General features: G+C 37.9%; 17 protein-coding genes. 16 read left to right on the forward strand and 1 reads right to left on the reverse strand.

Going from position 1 to position 18,061, the window contains the following annotated elements; all coding sequences use genetic code 11:
- Nucleotides 1-264 precede the first annotated feature (264 nt).
- The 6 genes from ACT170_RS01880 (at nucleotide 265) to ACT170_RS01905 (ending at nucleotide 7,426) form a co-directional block, all read left to right on the forward strand.
- Complete coding sequence (locus ACT170_RS01880) at nucleotides 265-738, forward strand: hypothetical protein (RefSeq protein ID WP_002884097.1); 474 nt, start codon at nucleotides 265-267, stop codon at nucleotides 736-738.
- The gene (locus tag ACT170_RS01885; protein WP_002884044.1) at nucleotides 735-1,130 is read left to right on the forward strand and encodes a DUF4430 domain-containing protein; all 396 of its coding nucleotides are present in this window, start codon (nucleotides 735-737) and stop codon (nucleotides 1,128-1,130) included. The genes ACT170_RS01880 and ACT170_RS01885 overlap by 4 nt, the downstream gene beginning before the upstream one ends.
- Nucleotides 1,131-1,305: 175 nt before the next feature.
- Nucleotides 1,306-4,128 carry a phosphoenolpyruvate carboxylase gene (ppc, locus tag ACT170_RS01890; RefSeq protein ID WP_444817967.1) on the forward strand — a complete coding sequence of 941 codons (2,823 nt, stop codon included), beginning with the start codon at nucleotides 1,306-1,308 and terminating at the stop codon, nucleotides 4,126-4,128.
- A gap of 67 nt (nucleotides 4,129-4,195) precedes the next feature.
- The gene (holA, locus tag ACT170_RS01895; RefSeq protein WP_002884017.1) at nucleotides 4,196-5,230 is read left to right on the forward strand and encodes a DNA polymerase III subunit delta; all 1,035 of its coding nucleotides are present in this window, start codon (nucleotides 4,196-4,198) and stop codon (nucleotides 5,228-5,230) included.
- Nucleotides 5,231-5,325: 95 nt separating this feature from the next.
- Nucleotides 5,326-5,931, forward strand: a complete 606-nt coding sequence (gene sodA, locus ACT170_RS01900) for a superoxide dismutase SodA (protein ID WP_002884006.1) — start codon at nucleotides 5,326-5,328, stop codon at nucleotides 5,929-5,931.
- A 97-nt stretch (nucleotides 5,932-6,028) separates the two neighbouring features.
- Nucleotides 6,029-7,426 carry a serine hydrolase gene (locus tag ACT170_RS01905; protein WP_073687599.1) on the forward strand — a complete coding sequence of 466 codons (1,398 nt, stop codon included), beginning with the start codon at nucleotides 6,029-6,031 and terminating at the stop codon, nucleotides 7,424-7,426.
- Between the two features lie 31 nt (nucleotides 7,427-7,457).
- Here the strand turns inward: ACT170_RS01905 and ACT170_RS01910 are convergent, their stop codons facing one another.
- Nucleotides 7,458-8,114, reverse strand: coding sequence for a prepilin peptidase (locus tag ACT170_RS01910; RefSeq protein ID WP_270281871.1), 657 nt, complete (start codon nucleotides 8,112-8,114; stop codon nucleotides 7,458-7,460).
- A gap of 109 nt (nucleotides 8,115-8,223) precedes the next feature.
- Between ACT170_RS01910 and ACT170_RS01915 the strand changes: the two genes are divergently transcribed.
- The 10 genes from ACT170_RS01915 (at nucleotide 8,224) to ftsA (ending at nucleotide 18,033) form a co-directional block, all read left to right on the forward strand.
- A complete protein-coding gene (locus ACT170_RS01915) occupies nucleotides 8,224-8,745 on the forward strand; it encodes a Dps family protein (protein WP_014634248.1) in 522 nt (173 codons plus the stop codon).
- A gap of 87 nt (nucleotides 8,746-8,832) precedes the next feature.
- Nucleotides 8,833-9,270, forward strand: a complete 438-nt coding sequence (locus ACT170_RS01920) for a Fur family transcriptional regulator (RefSeq protein WP_002884117.1) — start codon at nucleotides 8,833-8,835, stop codon at nucleotides 9,268-9,270.
- A 102-nt stretch (nucleotides 9,271-9,372) separates the two neighbouring features.
- Entirely contained in the window at nucleotides 9,373-9,579 is a 207-nt protein-coding gene (locus ACT170_RS01925) for a YqgQ family protein (protein WP_014634249.1), read from the forward strand.
- Nucleotides 9,572-10,540 (forward strand): ROK family glucokinase, encoded by a 969-nt coding sequence (locus ACT170_RS01930; RefSeq protein WP_002884020.1) that lies wholly within the window; start codon nucleotides 9,572-9,574, stop codon nucleotides 10,538-10,540. The genes ACT170_RS01925 and ACT170_RS01930 overlap by 8 nt, the downstream gene beginning before the upstream one ends.
- 144 nt (nucleotides 10,541-10,684) lie before the next feature.
- Complete coding sequence (gene typA, locus ACT170_RS01935; protein ID WP_002884130.1) at nucleotides 10,685-12,535, forward strand: translational GTPase TypA; 1,851 nt, start codon at nucleotides 10,685-10,687, stop codon at nucleotides 12,533-12,535.
- Nucleotides 12,536-12,554: 19 nt separating this feature from the next.
- Nucleotides 12,555-12,824, forward strand: a complete 270-nt coding sequence (locus ACT170_RS01940) for a DUF3165 family protein (RefSeq protein ID WP_002884134.1) — start codon at nucleotides 12,555-12,557, stop codon at nucleotides 12,822-12,824.
- A 127-nt stretch (nucleotides 12,825-12,951) separates the two neighbouring features.
- Nucleotides 12,952-14,304, forward strand: a complete 1,353-nt coding sequence (gene murD / locus ACT170_RS01945) for a UDP-N-acetylmuramoyl-L-alanine--D-glutamate ligase (protein WP_002884010.1) — start codon at nucleotides 12,952-12,954, stop codon at nucleotides 14,302-14,304.
- Between the two features lie 3 nt (nucleotides 14,305-14,307).
- Nucleotides 14,308-15,378: a UDP-N-acetylglucosamine--N-acetylmuramyl-(pentapeptide) pyrophosphoryl-undecaprenol N-acetylglucosamine transferase gene (locus ACT170_RS01950; RefSeq protein WP_002884072.1), complete on the forward strand. Its 1,071-nt coding sequence runs from the start codon at nucleotides 14,308-14,310 to the stop codon at nucleotides 15,376-15,378.
- A 9-nt stretch (nucleotides 15,379-15,387) separates the two neighbouring features.
- Nucleotides 15,388-16,530: a cell division protein FtsQ/DivIB gene (locus ACT170_RS01955; protein ID WP_038675731.1), complete on the forward strand. Its 1,143-nt coding sequence runs from the start codon at nucleotides 15,388-15,390 to the stop codon at nucleotides 16,528-16,530.
- A gap of 126 nt (nucleotides 16,531-16,656) precedes the next feature.
- Nucleotides 16,657-18,033 (forward strand): cell division protein FtsA, encoded by a 1,377-nt coding sequence (gene ftsA / locus ACT170_RS01960; RefSeq protein WP_022496829.1) that lies wholly within the window; start codon nucleotides 16,657-16,659, stop codon nucleotides 18,031-18,033.
- Nucleotides 18,034-18,061 lie beyond the last annotated feature (28 nt).

An 18,061-nucleotide genomic window follows, 5' to 3' on the forward strand; every position in this document is an offset into this window, starting at 1 on the left:
ACTTTAAAATAATAATTAAGTCAAGTTAACTTTTGTAATTAACTTAACTGAATTATGTAGTGTTATCAAGATGACAGAGGATAGTGAATGAGAGTACATTTTTTATATCAAATATTCAGCCTGATCAAACTGTTTGATATTTGGGAGAGGCTACAAGGAACATTATTTTTACAATTTGTACGATTTCACTCTGTATTTCAAGAAATCTTTAGTTTTTATTTTTTAAAACTAGTCATATTTCCTTATTTCTGGCATAATAGATATATGAAACTAACGATTCAACGAATGGCTCGAATTGCCATTCTGTCAGCTCTGGCGGTAGGATTGCGGTCAGCATTTATAGGATTGCCAAATATTCAGCCTATTACAGCTATGTTTTTTGTGGCTGTTCTTTATTTGGGTTTGGTTGATGGTCTATTGATTATGGCTTTAACCATGTCCATCTCAGGATTCATCTTTGGTTTTGGTCCTTGGGTCTTTAATCAGATTCTGACCTTCGGCGTCTTGATGGCTCTTTGGAGTTTGATGGCACCTAGGTTATCACTTGTCTGGCAGATTGCTTTGGTAACTCTTTTGTCCTTTTTCTATGGGGTTCTCCTTGATTACGGGTATGGCCTTCTATTTAAAAGTGGGATTACCTTTGTTATTTCTGGTCTACTTTACGACACCTATCATGCAGTATCGACGCTTCTATTTTATCCATTCATCCAGTCTATTTTTAGGAGGTTTTTGAAATGAAAAAATTATTAACCTATATCTTTCTTGCCTTATCACTTGTTACCCTAGCAGCCTGTGGAAAAAATGAGGCAGCTAAACTTACTAGTAGCACAAACAATCATCAGTCTAAGGTTCAAGGTCAAGTGACTTTGATTTTGAAAACAGATAAGGAAAGTAAGAAAAAATCAGTAGAAATCCAAAAAGGGGATACAGTGCTTGATGTCTTGGAAGAGGTATATCCTGTTCAAGAAAACGATGGCTTCATCACTGAGATTGATGGTATTTCTCAAGATAAAGATAAAGGCATCTATTGGATGTTTGATGTTAATGGGAAACTTGGTGAAAAAGCAGCCAACCAACTTAAGGTTGAAGATGGCGATGAAATCAAATTCTATCAAAAAAAGTATAATTAAGATTCTGAACTCTGTTTCAGAGTCTTTTTTTTATAAAGTTCGGAAATAGACTTAAAAAATTGTTTGAAAAAGTCGGAAAATTGCAAAATAACTGACGATTTAAAGGAAAATAGTTTACTTTTGTTTTAAAAGTGATATGATAAAAGGGTACTACATAAAGTAAGGAGAATACGGTTTGGCTTTTAACAAATTGGAAAGCAGTAACAACCAGGAAATCATCTCTGAAGAAGTTGGTATCTTGAAAGAATTGTTGGATGATGCAACACGAGGCATGGCTGGAGAGCAAGGTCTCACAACTATCCAACATTTGGTTGAACTTTATGATGAAGGTGACTATGTGGCCCTTACACAAGCCATTTCAGAAATGACGAATGACGATATGGTCGTTGCATCACGTTATTTCTCTTTGTTACCTCTCTTGATTAATATCTCTGAGGACGTGGATTTGGCTTATGAAGTCAACCACAAGAACAATATTGATGAATCTTATCTAGGTAAGTTGTCTGAAACCTTTGATGTTGTCGCTGAAAGTGATAATGCACGTGACATTCTTGAACATGTCAATGTCGTGCCAGTTTTGACAGCTCACCCAACTCAGGTTCAACGTAAAACTATGCTTGAATTGACTAACCACATTCACGAACTTCTCCGTAAGCATCGTGATGTTAAGGCTGGTCTTATTAACAAGGATAAATGGTATGCAGATTTGCGTCGTTATGTAGAAATTATGATGCAAACAGATATCATTCGTGAGAAAAAACTTAAGGTTAAAAACGAAATCACTAACGTTATGGAGTATTACAACTCCTCATTGATTAAGGCGATTACGAACCTATCACATGAATTCAAACGTTTAGCAGTTGAAAAAGGTATTGAACTCGACAATCCAACCCCTATTACTATGGGTATGTGGATTGGTGGTGACCGTGACGGGAACCCATTTGTAACAGCAGAAACTCTTAAACTTTCTGCAACATTGCAAAGTGAAGTTATCCTCAACTACTATATCGAAAAAGTTGATAATCTTTACCGTTCATTTTCCCTCTCATCACGCTTAACTGAGGTTTCAGATACAGTAGCAGAGATGGCGAAACATTCTCCAGATACATCTGTTTATCGTGAAAATGAACCTTACCGTCGTGCTTTCAGTTACATCCAGTCTAAGTTGATTCAGACACTTCTTTTCTTTAAAGAAGGAAACTTTACCAAGGAAAGCGTTGCCAAACGTCTTTCTGAAAATGTTCGTCTGGGTTCAGCTTCAACAGGTGAAGTAGTAGCTGATTACGTGCAACAACGTCTCAGCCAAAGTCTTCAAGCTGTCTCACAACAAACAACAGAATTCTACGAAACAGCAGATGACTTCCATGATGATCTTTTGGCAATCAAAAATTCACTTCTTGAAAACGACGATGCTGTCTTGATTTCAGGTGATTTCGAAGAGCTTCTTCAAGCTGTAGAAGTCTTTGGTTTCTATCTTGCTACAATCGATATGCGTCAAGATTCAAGTGTTCATGAAGCATGTGTAGCAGAGTTGCTTAAATCTGCAAATATTGTTGATAACTATAGTGAATTAACAGAGGTTGAAAAGGTTGCTGTTCTTCTTAAAGAATTGCAAGAAGATCCTCGTACCTTGTCATCAACTAATGTGCCTAAGTCTGAAACACTTGAAAAAGAATTGGCAATCTTCCGCACTGCTCGTCTCTTGAAAGACTATATCGGTGAAGATGTCATCAAACAACATATCATTTCTCACACTGAGAGCGTTTCTGATATGTTTGAGTTGGCTATCCTTCTTAAAGAAGTTGGCTTGGTTGATACAGAACGTGCGCGTGTCCAAATTGTTCCACTTTTTGAAACTATCGAAGACTTGGAAAACTCTAATGATATCATGAAACAATATCTTGGTTATGATATCGTTAAACGTTGGATCAAGAATAGCAATAATTACCAAGAAATCATGTTGGGTTACTCAGACTCTAACAAAGATGGTGGTTACTTATCTTCAGGTTGGACGCTTTACAAAGCTCAAAACGAATTGACTAAGATTGGTGAAGAGCGTGGTATTAAGATTACCTTCTTCCATGGCCGTGGTGGTACTGTTGGTCGTGGTGGTGGCCCATCATACGATGCTATTACGTCTCAACCATTTGGTACTATTAAGGACCGTATCCGTTTGACTGAACAAGGGGAAGTTATCGGTAATAAATATGGTAATAAGGATGCTGCCTACTACAATCTTGAAATGCTTGTTTCAGCTGCCCTTGACCGTATGGTAACACGTCAAATTGCGGACCCAGATGAATTGGTTGATTTCCGTGAAATTATGGACGGTATTGTTAATGATTCTAATGTTATCTATCGTGATCTTGTCTTTGGAAACGAACATTTCTATGACTACTTCTTTGAAGCAAGCCCTATTAAAGAAGTGTCAAGCTTGAATATCGGTTCTCGTCCAGCAGCTCGTAAGACTATTACTGAGATTTCTGGTCTTCGTGCGATTCCTTGGGTATTCTCATGGTCACAAAACCGTATCATGTTCCCAGGTTGGTATGGTGTGGGTTCTGCCTTTAATCGCTTTATCCAAGCTGAAGAAGGCAACCTTGAGAAACTTCAACATATGTTTGAAACATGGCCATTCTTCCGTTCACTTTTGTCAAACGTGGACATGGTTCTTTCAAAATCAGACATGAATATCGCCTTCCACTATGCACAATTGGCAGAGAGTGAAGAAGTACGTAGTGTCTTCAATATTATTTTGGATGAGTGGCAGTTGACTAAGGATGTTATTCTTGCTATTGAAAAACATGATGGCTTCCTTGATGAAAGTCCATCGCTTAAAGCAAGTTTGGACTTCCGTTTACCATACTTCAATGTCTTGAACTACATCCAAATTGAATTGATTAAACGTCTTCGTAACAATGATTTGACCGATGACGAAATTAGCCTTATTCACATTACCATCAATGGTATTGCAACAGGTCTTCGTAACTCTGGTTAATAAAGTAAAGTTCATCACTTTGGTGGTGGGCTTTTTGTTATGGTGAAAAATCTGTTATAATAAAACCATGATTGCTATGGAAACGATTGAAAAGCTGTCCAAAGAAAAGCTCCCCATGATAACGGTCTTGGCGGGCGAGGATTTAGGGCAGTATAGTCAAGCAAAAGAAAAATTTTTAAAACAAATTGGTTTTGATCCCAGTGACTTAACCTATTCTTATTTTGATATGTCTGAGACTGATTATCAAGATGCTGAGCTCGATTTAGAAAGCATGCCTTTTTTTGCAGATGAGAAGGTGGTCATTTTTGACCATTTCACGGATATGACTACTGCTAAAAAATCGTATCTGGATGAGAAAGAGTTGAAGCGCCTTGAAAATTATTTTGAGTCTCCTGTTGAAACAACACGTCTTGTCTTAATGTCTGCAGGAAAGCTAGATGGAAAGCGTCGTTTAGTCAAACTACTCAAGCGTGATGCCATGGTGCTTGAAGCCAGTCCCTTAAAAGATGCAGAACTTAGAACCTATTTTCAAAAGCAGGCGCATCAAGAGGGGCTTACATTTGATACAGGAGTCTTTGAGGAACTTTTGATTAAGTCAAATTTTGACTTTTCAGATGTTCAAAAAAACTTAGCTTTTCTAAAGGGGTATAAAACGGAAGGAAATATCTCATCGCAAGATATTGCTGAGGCTATTCCGAAAAGTTTGCAAGATAACATTTTTGATATGACGCAACTTCTTTTGCGAGGACAGATTCAGAGTGTTCGTGAATTAGTGCATGATTTACGGCTTCAGGGTGAAGATGAGATTAAGTTGATTGCTGTGATGTTGGGACAATTTCGTACCTATTTACAGGTTAAACTCTTATCTGCTCAAGGCAAAAGTGAGCAGCAGATTGTTTCAAGTCTGTCAGATTATTTAGGGCGTAAAGTCAATCAATTTCAGGTTCGTTTTGCTCTGAGAGATAGTCGTCCCTTATCAGTAGCATTCTTAAAAAAGACGATTAAGATTTTAGTAGAGACAGATTACCAGATAAAGACAGGAACTTTAGATAAAGATTACTTGTTTGATTTAGCATTTTTAAAAATCGTATCAAACCGCTAGAGATTTGGAGTTTTCTTTGATTTTGTAAGCAAAATTTTTGAAAGCTCTACCACTTTACGGTAAAATGAAGAAAAAATGAAAAGAGGACCTTTACTATGGCAATTATCCTTCCAGACCTTCCTTACGCTTACGATGCTTTGGAACCATACATTGATGCTGAAACAATGACTCTTCACCACGATAAACACCACGCAACTTATGTAGCAAATGCTAATGCTGCTCTTGAAAAACACCCAGAAATTGGTGAAGATCTCGAAGCACTTTTGGCTGACGTGGAACAAATTCCAGCAGATATTCGTCAAGCACTTATTAACAATGGTGGTGGACACCTTAACCACGCACTTTTCTGGGAACTCTTGTCTCCTGAAAAACAAGAACCAACTGCAGAAGTAGCAGCTGCTATTAACGAAGCTTTCGGCTCATTTGAAGCCTTCCAAGAAGCTTTCACAGCAGCAGCAACAACTCGTTTTGGTTCAGGTTGGGCATGGCTTGTTGTTAACGCTGAAGGTAAGCTTGAAGTCGTTTCAACAGCTAACCAAGACACCCCTATCTCAGATGGTAAGAAACCAATCTTGGCACTTGATGTTTGGGAACATGCATATTACCTAAACTACCGTAACGTACGTCCAAACTACATCAAAGCTTTCTTTGAAATCATCAACTGGAATAAAGTTGCTGAGCTTTATTCAGCAGCTAAATAAGTTTAAAATTATCCTCACTATTGGGGATAATTTTTTTGTAATATGATTGTAAAATCTCCTTGCTTTTTAGTGAATTATAGCTTAAACTATTATTGTTATGAAAAAAAAGAAAAAACATTCAAGCAAAAAGTATAGTGGAAGCCGCCGAAAAACTAAAGATAAAAAGAAAGATTCGGTAAAACAAGACCTTCAAAAAGACGTCCAAAAAGACACTAAAGATACTAAAAAAGATGTCAAAAAAGGCGCCAAGAAAGACAAGAAAAAATCATCGAAAAAAGATGCTAAAAAGACTTCTAAAAAATCAGTAGACAAGAAGTCAGCTGAGGAAACAGTAGTACCAGTTGAACACAAGGAAAACGAAGCAAAAACTGAAACCTTGGCACTTAGAAGTAAGCGCTCTAAGAAATCTAAAGCTAAATCAAAATCATCTCGTGATGATAAAAAAGCATATCTTATCTTAGCCTTCCTAGGTGTTTTGGTAATTCTTTTGTTTGTTGCCATGCTTGCTTTAGCAGGACGTGGTAAACAAGCTGGTCACACTGGTGGCCTTGGAAATATCTTCGGATCTAGTTCTAAAGTCACTAAAAAAGAAGACAAAGAAAAAGAGGAAAAGGTAACTCCAACAAATAAATCAGCCGAAGCTAAACAAGCAGTCATGGAAGCAGATGCAGATACTATGTATGGTAATGGTTTGTATTATGATTATGCTAACATGACATTGAACCAAGTAGTTGAAGCATTTATGGCTGACCAAGGTATTGAGTCTAGCCAAATTGCCTTTTCATATAAAAATACCAAGACAAATGAGCAATTCTCTATGAATGATACTCAGCCAATGACTGCAGGATCAACTTATAAATTGCCATTAAACATGCTTGTCATGGATGAGGTTAATAAGGGTAAACTTTCTTTAACTGAACGTTTTGATATTACTAATACTGAGTATGAATACCAAGGTGAACATGATAATTATGTTGCTGCTTTCGGTGGTTCAATGACTATTCCAGAGATGCAAGAATATTCTCTTGTATACTCTGAGAATACTCCTGCCTACGCTTTGGCGGAACGCCTTGGTGGTATGGAAAAATTCTATGGCATGCTCGATAAATACGGTAAATCAAAAGGTGAAGTGAAGACTATCCAAATGCATGGTAATAAGACAACAACAGATTATTACATTCAAGTTTTGGATTATCTCTGGAAACATCAAGATAATTACAAGGATATTCTCCACTACATTGGTGAGTCATTCCCGAATGAGTATTACAAGACTTACCTTCCAGGTTTAACGATTTATCAAAAACCAGGTTACGTTCGTGAAGCACTTAACGTTGATGCTATCGTTATGGAAGATACACCTTATATGGTTGCAATCTATACACGTTACCTTGGTGGATCAACTGAAAATTCAGATGAAATCAGCGGTTGGGGTCTCCAACAATTAGGAATGCTCTCTTATGTCATTAATGAGTGGCACCGTGTCAATATGAACTAATAAAGAAAAGCCGAATTTATCGGCTTTTTTTCTATATAATTGAACAAAAAGTAAGAAGTAATATCCCTAGAAAAAGAAATGGGACAAATGCGATGCATTCCTTGAGATTTCTTTGTAGAAGGAAGTAAGCTAGTCCTAATAGGCAGGCAATTTCGATAATAAGTAGTATTTTTGAAAATGGGAAAATTAGTGAGGCACTTGCTAAGTAGAGAAAATCTCCTTCCCCAATATTTAGATGTTTCATATAAGAAAGGATGGCGAGGATTATCCCCAAGGCAAATGAGAGGTAGTAGTTGCCCATGAATAAGAGTGGGACTGTTCCAACTATCCAAATCAGAAGTGGATAGGATTTATGTTTCAAATCAAAAATTGATAGACAAAGGCTGAAGTAAAGAAAGTAGGTTACTTCAAGACTCAAAAAGTCATAGAAATATAGCAGGCATATTCCCCCACAAAATAATTCCATAAAGAGGTAACGAAAAGGGATAGGAGTCTGACATGAACGGCATCGAAATCTTAAGAAAAGTTGTGAGAGGATAGGAATCATCTCGAAAAAACGCAGCTGATGCTTGCAATGGCTACAGTGACTTCTAGGGAAAATAATCGACCTCTCAGGAAAACGATCACAAATTAGTCCGATGAATGAACCAAAAGAGGCTCCTAGAAAAAAATAAATAATACTTAACATACCTAATTATTCGAAAAAGAGTGAGAAAAAGCATTTTACTTGCATCTTATTTAGAAATATTCTAAAATAAAAGTATAAATAATAGTAATTCTAAATAAGGAGTATTAATATGGTAGATTCAATTAAAGAAACAATCAATGAAACAGTTAACCAACAAGCTGAAACACCTTCATATACAAAAACTAAAGCAGTTTTGAATCAAGCAGTCGCTGATTTGTCTGTAGCAGCTTCAATTGTTCACCAAGTTCATTGGTATATGCGTGGTCCTGGTTTCCTCTATCTTCATCCAAAAATGGATGAATTGATGGATAGTTTGAATGCTCACCTTGATGTTGTTAGTGAACGTTTGATTACTATTGGTGGGGAACCATACTCAACTTTGGTAGAATTTTCATCTAATTCAGGCTTGACTGAAACTACTGGTACATTTGATAAACCAATGTCTGATCAAATCCAATTATTGGTTGATACATACAAATATTTGTCAGTCTTGTTCCAAGTTGGTTTGGATATCACAGATGAAGAAGGAGATGCTCCTTCAAATGATATCTTCACTGCAGCTAAATCTGAAATTGATAAGACAATCTGGATGTTGACTGCAGAACTTGGACAAGCTCCAGGCTTGAGATAAGCATTTTTGAGTTAAGATGATTGTCAAGAGTTCCTCTAAAAGTGTATAATAGACATAAAATACTTTTAGACGAAGGGAGGCGGCGATATGTCTGAGCATCGACGTAGTCTAGGCGTTTATGAAGATGTCCTGAATCAGTTAAAAGCTAAAGGAATTCGGTTGACGGAATCTCGTAAAGCTGTTATTCGCTATTTGATGATGTCTGATCAACACCCTAGTGCAGATGTGATATATTATGACCTACTCCCTGACAATCCTGGGATGAGTTTGGCGACGGTCTATAACAACCTGAAGGTGTTGGTTGAAGAAGGGATTGTCTCTGAAATCAAGGTTAATAATGATAATACAACCTATTATGATTTTATGGGACATGACCACTTAAACATTGTTTGTGAAAAATGTGGTCACATTACTGACTTAGACTTACCGATTCCGTCTTTCAAGGAAGAGGTAGAATCACAAACTGGATTTCGCATTACTCGTGAACAGATGATTTTACATGGGATTTGCCCGAATTGTCAATAACCTGAGTCTAAATGACTTAGGTCTTTTTTGAAGTATACAATAATCTGTAAAGGTTTTCAAAACTATCTTGTCATGGCAGAAGCTTTTTGCTAAAATATTGCTATGAAAACTTTATATGACGTTCAACAGTTGTTGAAACAGTTTGGCATAGTAGTTTACCTGGGAAAAAGGCTCTATGATATCGAAATGATGAAGATTGAATTAGAAGCCCTCTACCAGAATGGTTTGGTGGACAAGGACAGCTACCTTACTGCTGAAATGATTTTACGACGTGAACATCGCATTGAAATGGAGAAAGAAAATGAGTAAAAAACTCTTGGGAATTGACCTTGGTGGAACAACTGTTAAATTTGGTATTTTGACTTCAGAAGGTGAAGTGCAAGAAAAATGGGCGATTGAAACAAATACGCTTGAAAATGGTCGTCACATCGTCCCTAACATCGTGGAGTCTTTGAAACACCGTTTGGAAATGTACGGACTTACTGCAGAAGATTTCATTGGAATTGGTATGGGTTCTCCAGGAGCTGTTGATCGTGAAAATAAAACGGTTACTGGTGCCTTCAACTTGAACTGGGCAGAAACTCAAGAAGTTGGATCTGTCATCGAAAAAGAACTCGGTATTCCATTTGCCATTGATAATGATGCTAACGTTGCTGCCCTCGGTGAACGTTGGGTTGGTGCTGGTGCTAACAATCCTGATGTTGTCTTTGTGACATTAGGAACAGGAGTTGGTGGCGGCGTTATCGCTGATGGTAACTTGATTCATGGTGTTGGCGGTGCTGGTGGTGAAATTGGCCACATTATCGTTGAGCCTGAAACAGGATTTGAATGTACTTGCGGAAACAAAGGATGCTTGGAAACTGTAGCTTCTGCAACAGGTGTCGTACGTTTGGCACGTCATTTAGCAGAAGGATATGAAGGTAACTCTTCTATTAAAGCTGCTGTAGATAATGGTGAGCAAGTAACAAGTAAAGATATTTTCGTTGCCGCTGCCGAAGGCGACAAGTTTGCTAATAGCATCGTTGACAAAGTCTCTGAATACCTAGGACTTGCAACAGCAAATATCTCAAATATTCTTAACCCAGATTCAGTTGTAATCGGTGGTGGTGTTTCAGCAGCTGGTGAATTCTTGCGTAGCCGTGTTGAAGGATACTTTACACGTTATGCATTCCCACAAGTTCGCCGTACAACAAAAGTGAAATTAGCAGAGCTTGGAAATGATGCTGGTATCATTGGAGCTGCTAGCCTTGCACTTACAATTGATAACTAATGAATGACAGAAGGTGTGTCTGACCAATTATAGGTGGACAGCACCTTTTTCTTGTTGAAAAACGTTTACAATCAGCTGAGCTCTGCCATTTTGTTGAAAATGTGGTATACTTTAAAAGTTGAAATAAAAATTAAAGAGGAAAAAATGACTAAACTTAGAGAAGATATCCGTAACGTAGCCATCATTGCCCACGTTGACCACGGTAAAACAACACTTGTTGATGAATTGTTGAAACAATCACACACTCTTGACGAGCGTAAAGAGCTTGATGAGCGTGCAATGGACTCAAACGATCTTGAAAAAGAACGTGGAATTACAATCCTTGCCAAAAATACAGCCGTTGCTTATAACGGTACGCGTATCAACATTATGGATACACCAGGTCACGCGGACTTCGGTGGAGAAGTTGAACGTATCATGAAAATGGTTGATGGGGTTGTCCTTGTTGTCGATGCCTACGAAGGTACAATGCCTCAAACACGTTTTGTGTTGAAAAAAGCACTCGAGCAAAACTTGACACCTATCGTTGTTGTTAACAAGATTGATAAACCATCAGCTCGTCCTGAAGAAGTTGTTGATGAAGTTCTTGAACTTTTCATCGAGCTTGGTGCTGATGATGATCAGTTGGAATTCCCAGTTGTGTATGCTTCAGCGATTAACGGAACATCATCATTGTCGGATAACCCTGCTGATCAAGAGCACACTATGGCTCCAATCTTTGACACTATTATTGACCACATCCCAGCTCCTGTAGATAACTCAGATGAGCCTCTTCAATTCCAAGTGTCACTTCTTGACTACAATGATTTCGTTGGACGTATCGGTATTGGACGTATCTTCCGTGGAACTGTAAAAGTTGGTGACCAAGTTACCCTTTCAAAACTTGACGGAACAACAAAGAACTTCCGTGTTACTAAACTTTTCGGTTTCTTTGGTTTGGAACGTCGTGAAATTGAAGAAGCAAAAGCTGGTGATTTGATTGCCATCTCAGGTATGGAAGACATCTTCGTTGGTGAAACAATTACACCAACTGATGCTGTTGAACCATTGCCAGTTCTTCGTATTGACGAACCAACACTTCAAATGACTTTCTTGGCTAATAACTCACCATTTGCAGGTCGTGAAGGTAAACACGTGACATCACGTAAGGTTGAAGAGCGTCTCTTGGCAGAGTTGCAAACAGACGTTTCTCTTCGTGTTGATCCAACTGATTCACCAGATAAATGGACTGTCTCAGGTCGTGGTGAATTGCACTTGTCAATCCTTATCGAAACAATGCGTCGTGAAGGATACGAACTTCAAGTATCTCGTCCAGAAGTTATCATCAAAGAAATTGATGGTGTGAAATGTGAGCCATTTGAACGTGTTCAAATTGATACTCCAGAAGAGTACCAAGGTTCTATCATCCAAGCCCTTTCAGAACGTAAAGGTGATATGCTTGATATGCAGATGGTTGGTAACGGTCAAACACGTCTTATCTTCCTCGTACCAGCTCGTGGACTTATTGGATTCTCTACTGAATTCTTGTCTATGACACGTGGTTACGGTATCATGAACCACACCTTCGACCAATACTTGCCAGTTGTTGCTGGTGAAATTGGTGGCCGTCACCGTGGTGCCCTTGTTTCTATCGATACAGGTAAAGCGACAACTTACTCAATCATGCGTATCGAAGAACGTGGTACAATCTTTGTTAACCCAGGTACTGAAGTTTATGAAGGTATGATTGTTGGTGAAAATGCTCGTGAAAATGACCTTGGTGTCAATATCACTACAGCAAAACAAATGACAAACGTGCGTTCAGCAACTAAGGACCAAACGGCTGTTATCAAGACTCCACGTATCTTGACTCTTGAAGAATCACTTGAATTCTTGGATGACGATGAGTACATGGAAGTAACGCCTGAATCTATCCGCTTGCGTAAACAAATTTTGAATAAAGCAGAGCGTGATAAAGCCAATAAACGTAAGAAAAAAGCAGCAGAAGCTGAATAATATATAGAGAGGAGAAGAGATGTTTTATCTGATTGTTGCTATATTGATTGCATCATTCTATTTCTTTATTGCACCAAAGTCGGTAAAAAACACCATGAATCTTCTCTTTGTCATGGCTACCTTAGCATTGCTCCTACTTTTAGCAGTGCTATCAATCATTAAATTCTTCAGTTTACCTGGTGAGTTCTTTGTTACGGTGGGAATGCTTGTATTGAGCTATTTCACCTTGAAAGATTTTTTCGCTATGTCAGAGCTTAATCATGAAAAAGCTGAACATGAAGATAAATAAGTAGCATGAGATTAAAAGTCAATCGAATAGATTGGCTTTTTCTTTTGCCAAGAAGAGGTAACTCCTTGAAATAGCTTGGGATAAAGGGTAAAATGATTATGATACAATTTGAGAGAATGGACGAATTATGAAATCAGTAACACAATTTGAAAATAAAAAAGTTTTGGTCCTTGGTTTGGCTAAATCTGGTGAAGCAGCTGCCCGCCTATTGGCTAAGTTGGGTGCTATTGTCACAGTAAATGATGGGAAACCATTTGAGGAAAATCCATCAGCACAGACGCTTCTTGAAGAAGGGATTAAGGTTGTCTGTGGCGGACATCCTCTTGAACTATTGGATGAAAATTTTGAATTAATGGTGAAAAATCCTGGAATTCGTTATGACAATCCAATGGTAGCTCGTGCACTTGAAAAAGGCATTCCTGTTTGGACTGAAGTGGAATTGGCTTACCTAGTATCTGAAGCACCTATTATCGGTATTACAGGCTCAAATGGTAAGACAACAACGACAACTATGATTGCTGATGTCCTAAACCATGGTGGCAAATCGGGTGTCTTGTCTGGAAATATCGGTTTCCCTGCGTCAGAAGTTGCACAGTCAGTTACTGCTCAAGATACCTTAGTTATGGAATTGTCTTCTTTCCAATTGATGGGGATTGACAGCTTCCATCCACATATTGCTGTGATTACTAACTTGATGCCGACACATATTGACTATCATGGTAGTTTTGAAGAATATGTGGCTGCTAAATGGAATATTCAAAATCAGATGACTGCGGATGATTTTGTTGTTTTGAACTTCAATCAAGATTTAGCTAAGGAATTGGCTACACAAACTAAAGCACAAGTAGTTCCATTCTCAACAGTGGAAAAAGTAGATGGTGCCTATCTTGAAAATGGTGGTCTCTACTTCAAAGGTGAATTGGTGATGCAAGCCGATGAGATTGGCGTTCCTGGTAGTCACAATGTTGAAAATGCCTTGGCAACTATAGCTGTAGCAAAATTGTCAGGTATTTCAAACCAAGCTATCAAGGAAACTCTCGCAAGCTTTGGTGGGGTTAAGCACCGTCTCCAATTCGTTGACACTATCGATGAAGTGAAATTCTATAATGATAGTAAGTCAACAAACATTTTAGCGACACAAAAAGCACTTTCTGGTTTTGATAATAGCAAAGTCATTTTGATTGCCGGTGGTTTGGACCGTGGTAATGAATTTGATGAACTCATTCCTGACATTACTGGTCTTAAGAAAATGGTGATTTTAGGAGAATCAGCTCCCCGTGTCAAACGTGCTGCTGATAAAGCGGGCGTGACTTATCTTGATGCCAAAGATGTGGCAGATGCGACACGTATTGCTTTTGATCAAGCAAGTGCAGGAGATGTTGTCTTGTTGAGCCCTGCAAACGCAAGTTGGGATATGTACAAGAATTTCGAAGTGCGTGGTGACGAATTTATCACAACTGTTGAGCAATTGAAGGGATAGTCTATGGCAAAAGCGAAAAAGATTGTTTTTACCGGTGGTGGAACCGTTGGACATGTGACTTTAAATCTTATCTTAATTCCAAAATTTCTCAAAGATGGATGGGAAGTGCACTATATCGGTGACAAGCACGGGATTGAACATGAGCAGATTGATAAATCTGGCTTAGATGTGACTTTCCATAGTATTGCTACAGGTAAACTACGTCGTTATTTCTCATGGCAAAATATGTTGGATGTCTTTAAAGTTGGTTGGGGGATTCTTCAGTCTATTGCAATTATTGCCAAGATTCGCCCCCAAGCACTCTTTTCAAAGGGTGGATTTGTCTCAGTGCCACCGGTAATTGCTTCTAAATTATTAGGAGTTCCTGTATATGTGCATGAGTCTGACCTTTCTATGGGCTTGGCCAATAAAATTGCCTATAAATTTGCGACTACTATGTTTACGACTTTTGAACAATCAAAAGGATTGGCAAAGACAAAACATGTAGGTGCTATTACAAAGGTAGGAATGGCGACATCTAATCAGTCTGGTGCCCTTGATAAGATTAAAGAACAGTTTGATGACAACTTAAAAACTGTCCTTTTCATTGGTGGTTCAGCTGGTGCAAAGGTATTTAATGATTTTATTAGTAATACTCCACAACTGACGGAAAAATATAATGTCATTAATATTTCTGGGGACTCTTCATTGAATACCTTAGAACGTCATCTTTATAGAGTTGATTATGTGACAGATTTGTACCAACCTCTTATGGATACGGCAGATTTAGTTGTAACTCGTGGTGGCTCAAATACGATTTTCGAATTGTTGGCTATGAAAAAACTTCATTTAATTATTCCTTTAGGGAAAGAAGCTAGCCGAGGAGACCAACTTGAAAATGCTGCCTATTTTGAACGAAAAGGCTACGCACGTCAATTACAGGAAACAGAATTAAGTTGGGAAACCTTGAATCATGAGCTTGAACAACTTGTTGAACATGCAGAGACTTACAAAGAAGCGATGGCTAAATCTGAGGAAATCACTTCTCCTGATGATTTTTATAACCTATTAGTGACTAGTATTTCAAAAAAATAAAGGAATTTCATGGCAAAAAAGGATCAAGAATCACAAGAAAAACAAGTTCTCACAGAGTGGCAGAAGAGAAATCTCGAATTTTTGAGAAAAAAAGAAACCGAAGATTCTGAAGAATTTGCGAATGGAAAGGTCGTTCATTCACAAGAAGCGACTTCAAATGAGAGCCAGCCACCAGTGAAAAAGAAGGTTAAAAAGAAAAAAAAGACCAAAAGGAAGAAACGAAAAAAAGGTAATACAACTAGTAATATTCCAATTGCACAACAAAATCTTGCAGGACTAGTTGTTTTTATCGCTGCACTCCTAATCGTATTTTCACTTTTCTTTATTTCACCTTGGTCAAAACAAAAGGTTCTCACTGTATCAGGAACAAAAAATGCTTTACCAGAAGATGTGAAAGTTGCAAGTGGTATTCTTGATACAGACTATATCACTCATGTCTTTTTCAACCAAGGAAAGGTTGCATCAACTGTTGAAAAAACTAATGTTTGGGTTAAAAAGGCTACAGTTACATATAGTTTTCCAAATCAATTTAATATTGCAGTAAAAGAATACCCAATCGTGGCTTATCGTCAAACTACAAATGGTTATGTTTCTATTCTTCAAAGTGGTAAGACAGGAGGAACAGTTTCAACTAGTAATCTACCTGATAAATTCATCACCTTAAAGATGGATGACGAGAAGAAAATCGAAGAGTTAGTAAAAGAATTAAATAAACTTGATACAAAAATCAAGAATAATATTCAAATTATTAATCTTACGCCTACTAAAGCAACTTCAGATTTACTAACGATTGAGCTGTATGATGGCAATTCCATTCGTGTTCCACTTTCTCAATTAACAGTTAAGCTTCCTTACTACGAGAAAATTAAGAGTCAACTTTCAGATGGAAGTATTGTAGATATGGAAGTTGGACTTTATACAACGACTCCTGAAGTTGAATCATCAAAAACTGATGGGGATAAAAAGAAAGATAAAGATAAGACTGATAAAAAAGAAGAAAATGCAACTTCTGAAGAAGGTCAAGATACTACAACATCAACGGAACAGCATTCTGAAGAAGAAACTATTTCTGAAAATTCAGGTATTCAAACAGAAGAAAATCCACCAGTTGGTCAGGAAACAACTCATCGGACTTCCCCTGCTCAAGGCTAATATTGAATAATAAAAAACGTAAAATGCTGACATTTTACGTTTTTTTATGGTACAATAGTATCCGAATAATTCTGTTTTTATACAGTTTACAAAGATATTGAATGGAAAGATTGAGAGGTCGAGTGAATGGCTAGAGATGGCTTTTTTACAGGATTAGATATAGGAACTAGCTCGATTAAGGTTCTTGTTGCTGAGTTTATTGATGGATCAATGAATGTCATCGGAGTAAGTAATGTTAAGAGTTCTGGTGTGAAAGATGGCATCATTGTTGACATTGACGCTGCAGCGAAATCAATCAAAACAGCTATTGAACAAGCAGAAGAAAAAGCTGGGATTGTTATTGAGCAAGTGAACGTTGGGCTTCCAGCTAATCTTCTTCAAATTGAGCCTACACAAGGTATGATTCCTGTAACAAGTGAATCAAAAGAAATCAAAGATGAAGATGTTGAAAGTGTTGTTCGCTCAGCCTTGACAAAGAGCATTACACCTGAGCGTGAGGTTATCTCACTAGTTCCTGAAGAGTTTATTGTTGATGGCTTCCAAGGAATTCGTGATCCTCGTGGAATGATGGGGATTCGTCTTGAAATGAGAGGTCTCATATACACAGGTCCAACAACAATTCTTCACAACCTTCGTAAGACAGTTGAACGTGCTGGTATTCAAGTAGAGAATATTATCATCTCTCCTCTTGCAATGACACGTGCTGTTCTAAATGAAGGTGAACGTGAGTTTGGTGCTACTGTTATTGATATGGGTGGCGGTCAAACAACTGTTGCGAGCATGCGTGCTCAAGAACTTCAATTTACCAATATTTATTCTGAAGGTGGCGAGTACATCACTAAGGATATTTCAAAAGTTTTGAAGACTTCAATGCAGATTGCTGAAGCACTTAAGTTCAATTTTGGTAATGCAGATATTGAAGAAGCAAGCGAAACAGAAACTGTCCAAGTAGAAGTTGTAGGTGAGAATTCACCAGTTGAGATTACAGAAAAATACCTTGCTGAGATTATCTCAGCTCGTGTGAAGCATATCCTTGATAGAGTTAAACAAGACTTGACTCGAGGACGTCTACTTGATTTGCCTGGTGGCATTGTCCTTGTAGGTGGAACAGCTATCATGCCAGGTGTGGTTGAAGTTGCTCAAGAAATTTTTGAGACAAATGTTAAACTTTACGTGCCAAATCAAGTTGGTATCCGTAATCCAATGTTTGCAAATGTGATTAGTCTTGTTGAGTATGTTGGTCTTCTTACAGAAGTTGATATCATCGCGCAACAAGCTGTGTCTGGTGAAGAGTATCTTCGTCGTAAACCAATCGACAATGAGGCTCCTGCCTTGAGTTTTGATAGAACTCCAGCTCCAGCACCTCGAGTGGCTCCTCAACCAAATCCTATTCCAGTTGAGAATACCATTGAGGTACCTCTGCCAGTTGAAGAAGAAAATCATGAACAAAAACAAAAACTTGGTGATCGTGTTCGTGGTATTTTCGGCAGTATGTTTGATTAATTGAATCTAGTAAAAGCGAGGAAATAAA

It is taken from the genome of Streptococcus sp. cx1, from assembly GCF_052384325.1.
GTDB lineage: Bacteria > Bacillota > Bacilli > Lactobacillales > Streptococcaceae > Streptococcus > Streptococcus salivarius_G.

Coding starts and splice junctions, on each gene's coding strand:
- ACT170_RS01880 (WP_002884097.1), top strand. CDS start 265: ATGAAACTAACGATTCAACGAATGGCTCGAATTGCCATTCTGTCAGCT.
- ACT170_RS01885 (WP_002884044.1), top strand. CDS start 735: ATGAAAAAATTATTAACCTATATCTTTCTTGCCTTATCACTTGTTACC.
- holA (WP_002884017.1), top strand. CDS start 4,196: ATGATTGCTATGGAAACGATTGAAAAGCTGTCCAAAGAAAAGCTCCCC.
- sodA (WP_002884006.1), top strand. CDS start 5,326: ATGGCAATTATCCTTCCAGACCTTCCTTACGCTTACGATGCTTTGGAA.
- ACT170_RS01905 (WP_073687599.1), top strand. CDS start 6,029: ATGAAAAAAAAGAAAAAACATTCAAGCAAAAAGTATAGTGGAAGCCGC.
- ACT170_RS01910 (WP_270281871.1), bottom strand. CDS start 8,114: ATGTTAAGTATTATTTATTTTTTTCTAGGAGCCTCTTTTGGTTCATTC.
- ACT170_RS01915 (WP_014634248.1), top strand. CDS start 8,224: ATGGTAGATTCAATTAAAGAAACAATCAATGAAACAGTTAACCAACAA.
- ACT170_RS01920 (WP_002884117.1), top strand. CDS start 8,833: ATGTCTGAGCATCGACGTAGTCTAGGCGTTTATGAAGATGTCCTGAAT.
- ACT170_RS01925 (WP_014634249.1), top strand. CDS start 9,373: ATGAAAACTTTATATGACGTTCAACAGTTGTTGAAACAGTTTGGCATA.
- ACT170_RS01930 (WP_002884020.1), top strand. CDS start 9,572: ATGAGTAAAAAACTCTTGGGAATTGACCTTGGTGGAACAACTGTTAAA.
- typA (WP_002884130.1), top strand. CDS start 10,685: ATGACTAAACTTAGAGAAGATATCCGTAACGTAGCCATCATTGCCCAC.
- ACT170_RS01940 (WP_002884134.1), top strand. CDS start 12,555: ATGTTTTATCTGATTGTTGCTATATTGATTGCATCATTCTATTTCTTT.
- murD (WP_002884010.1), top strand. CDS start 12,952: ATGAAATCAGTAACACAATTTGAAAATAAAAAAGTTTTGGTCCTTGGT.
- ACT170_RS01950 (WP_002884072.1), top strand. CDS start 14,308: ATGGCAAAAGCGAAAAAGATTGTTTTTACCGGTGGTGGAACCGTTGGA.
- ACT170_RS01955 (WP_038675731.1), top strand. CDS start 15,388: ATGGCAAAAAAGGATCAAGAATCACAAGAAAAACAAGTTCTCACAGAG.
- ftsA (WP_022496829.1), top strand. CDS start 16,657: ATGGCTAGAGATGGCTTTTTTACAGGATTAGATATAGGAACTAGCTCG.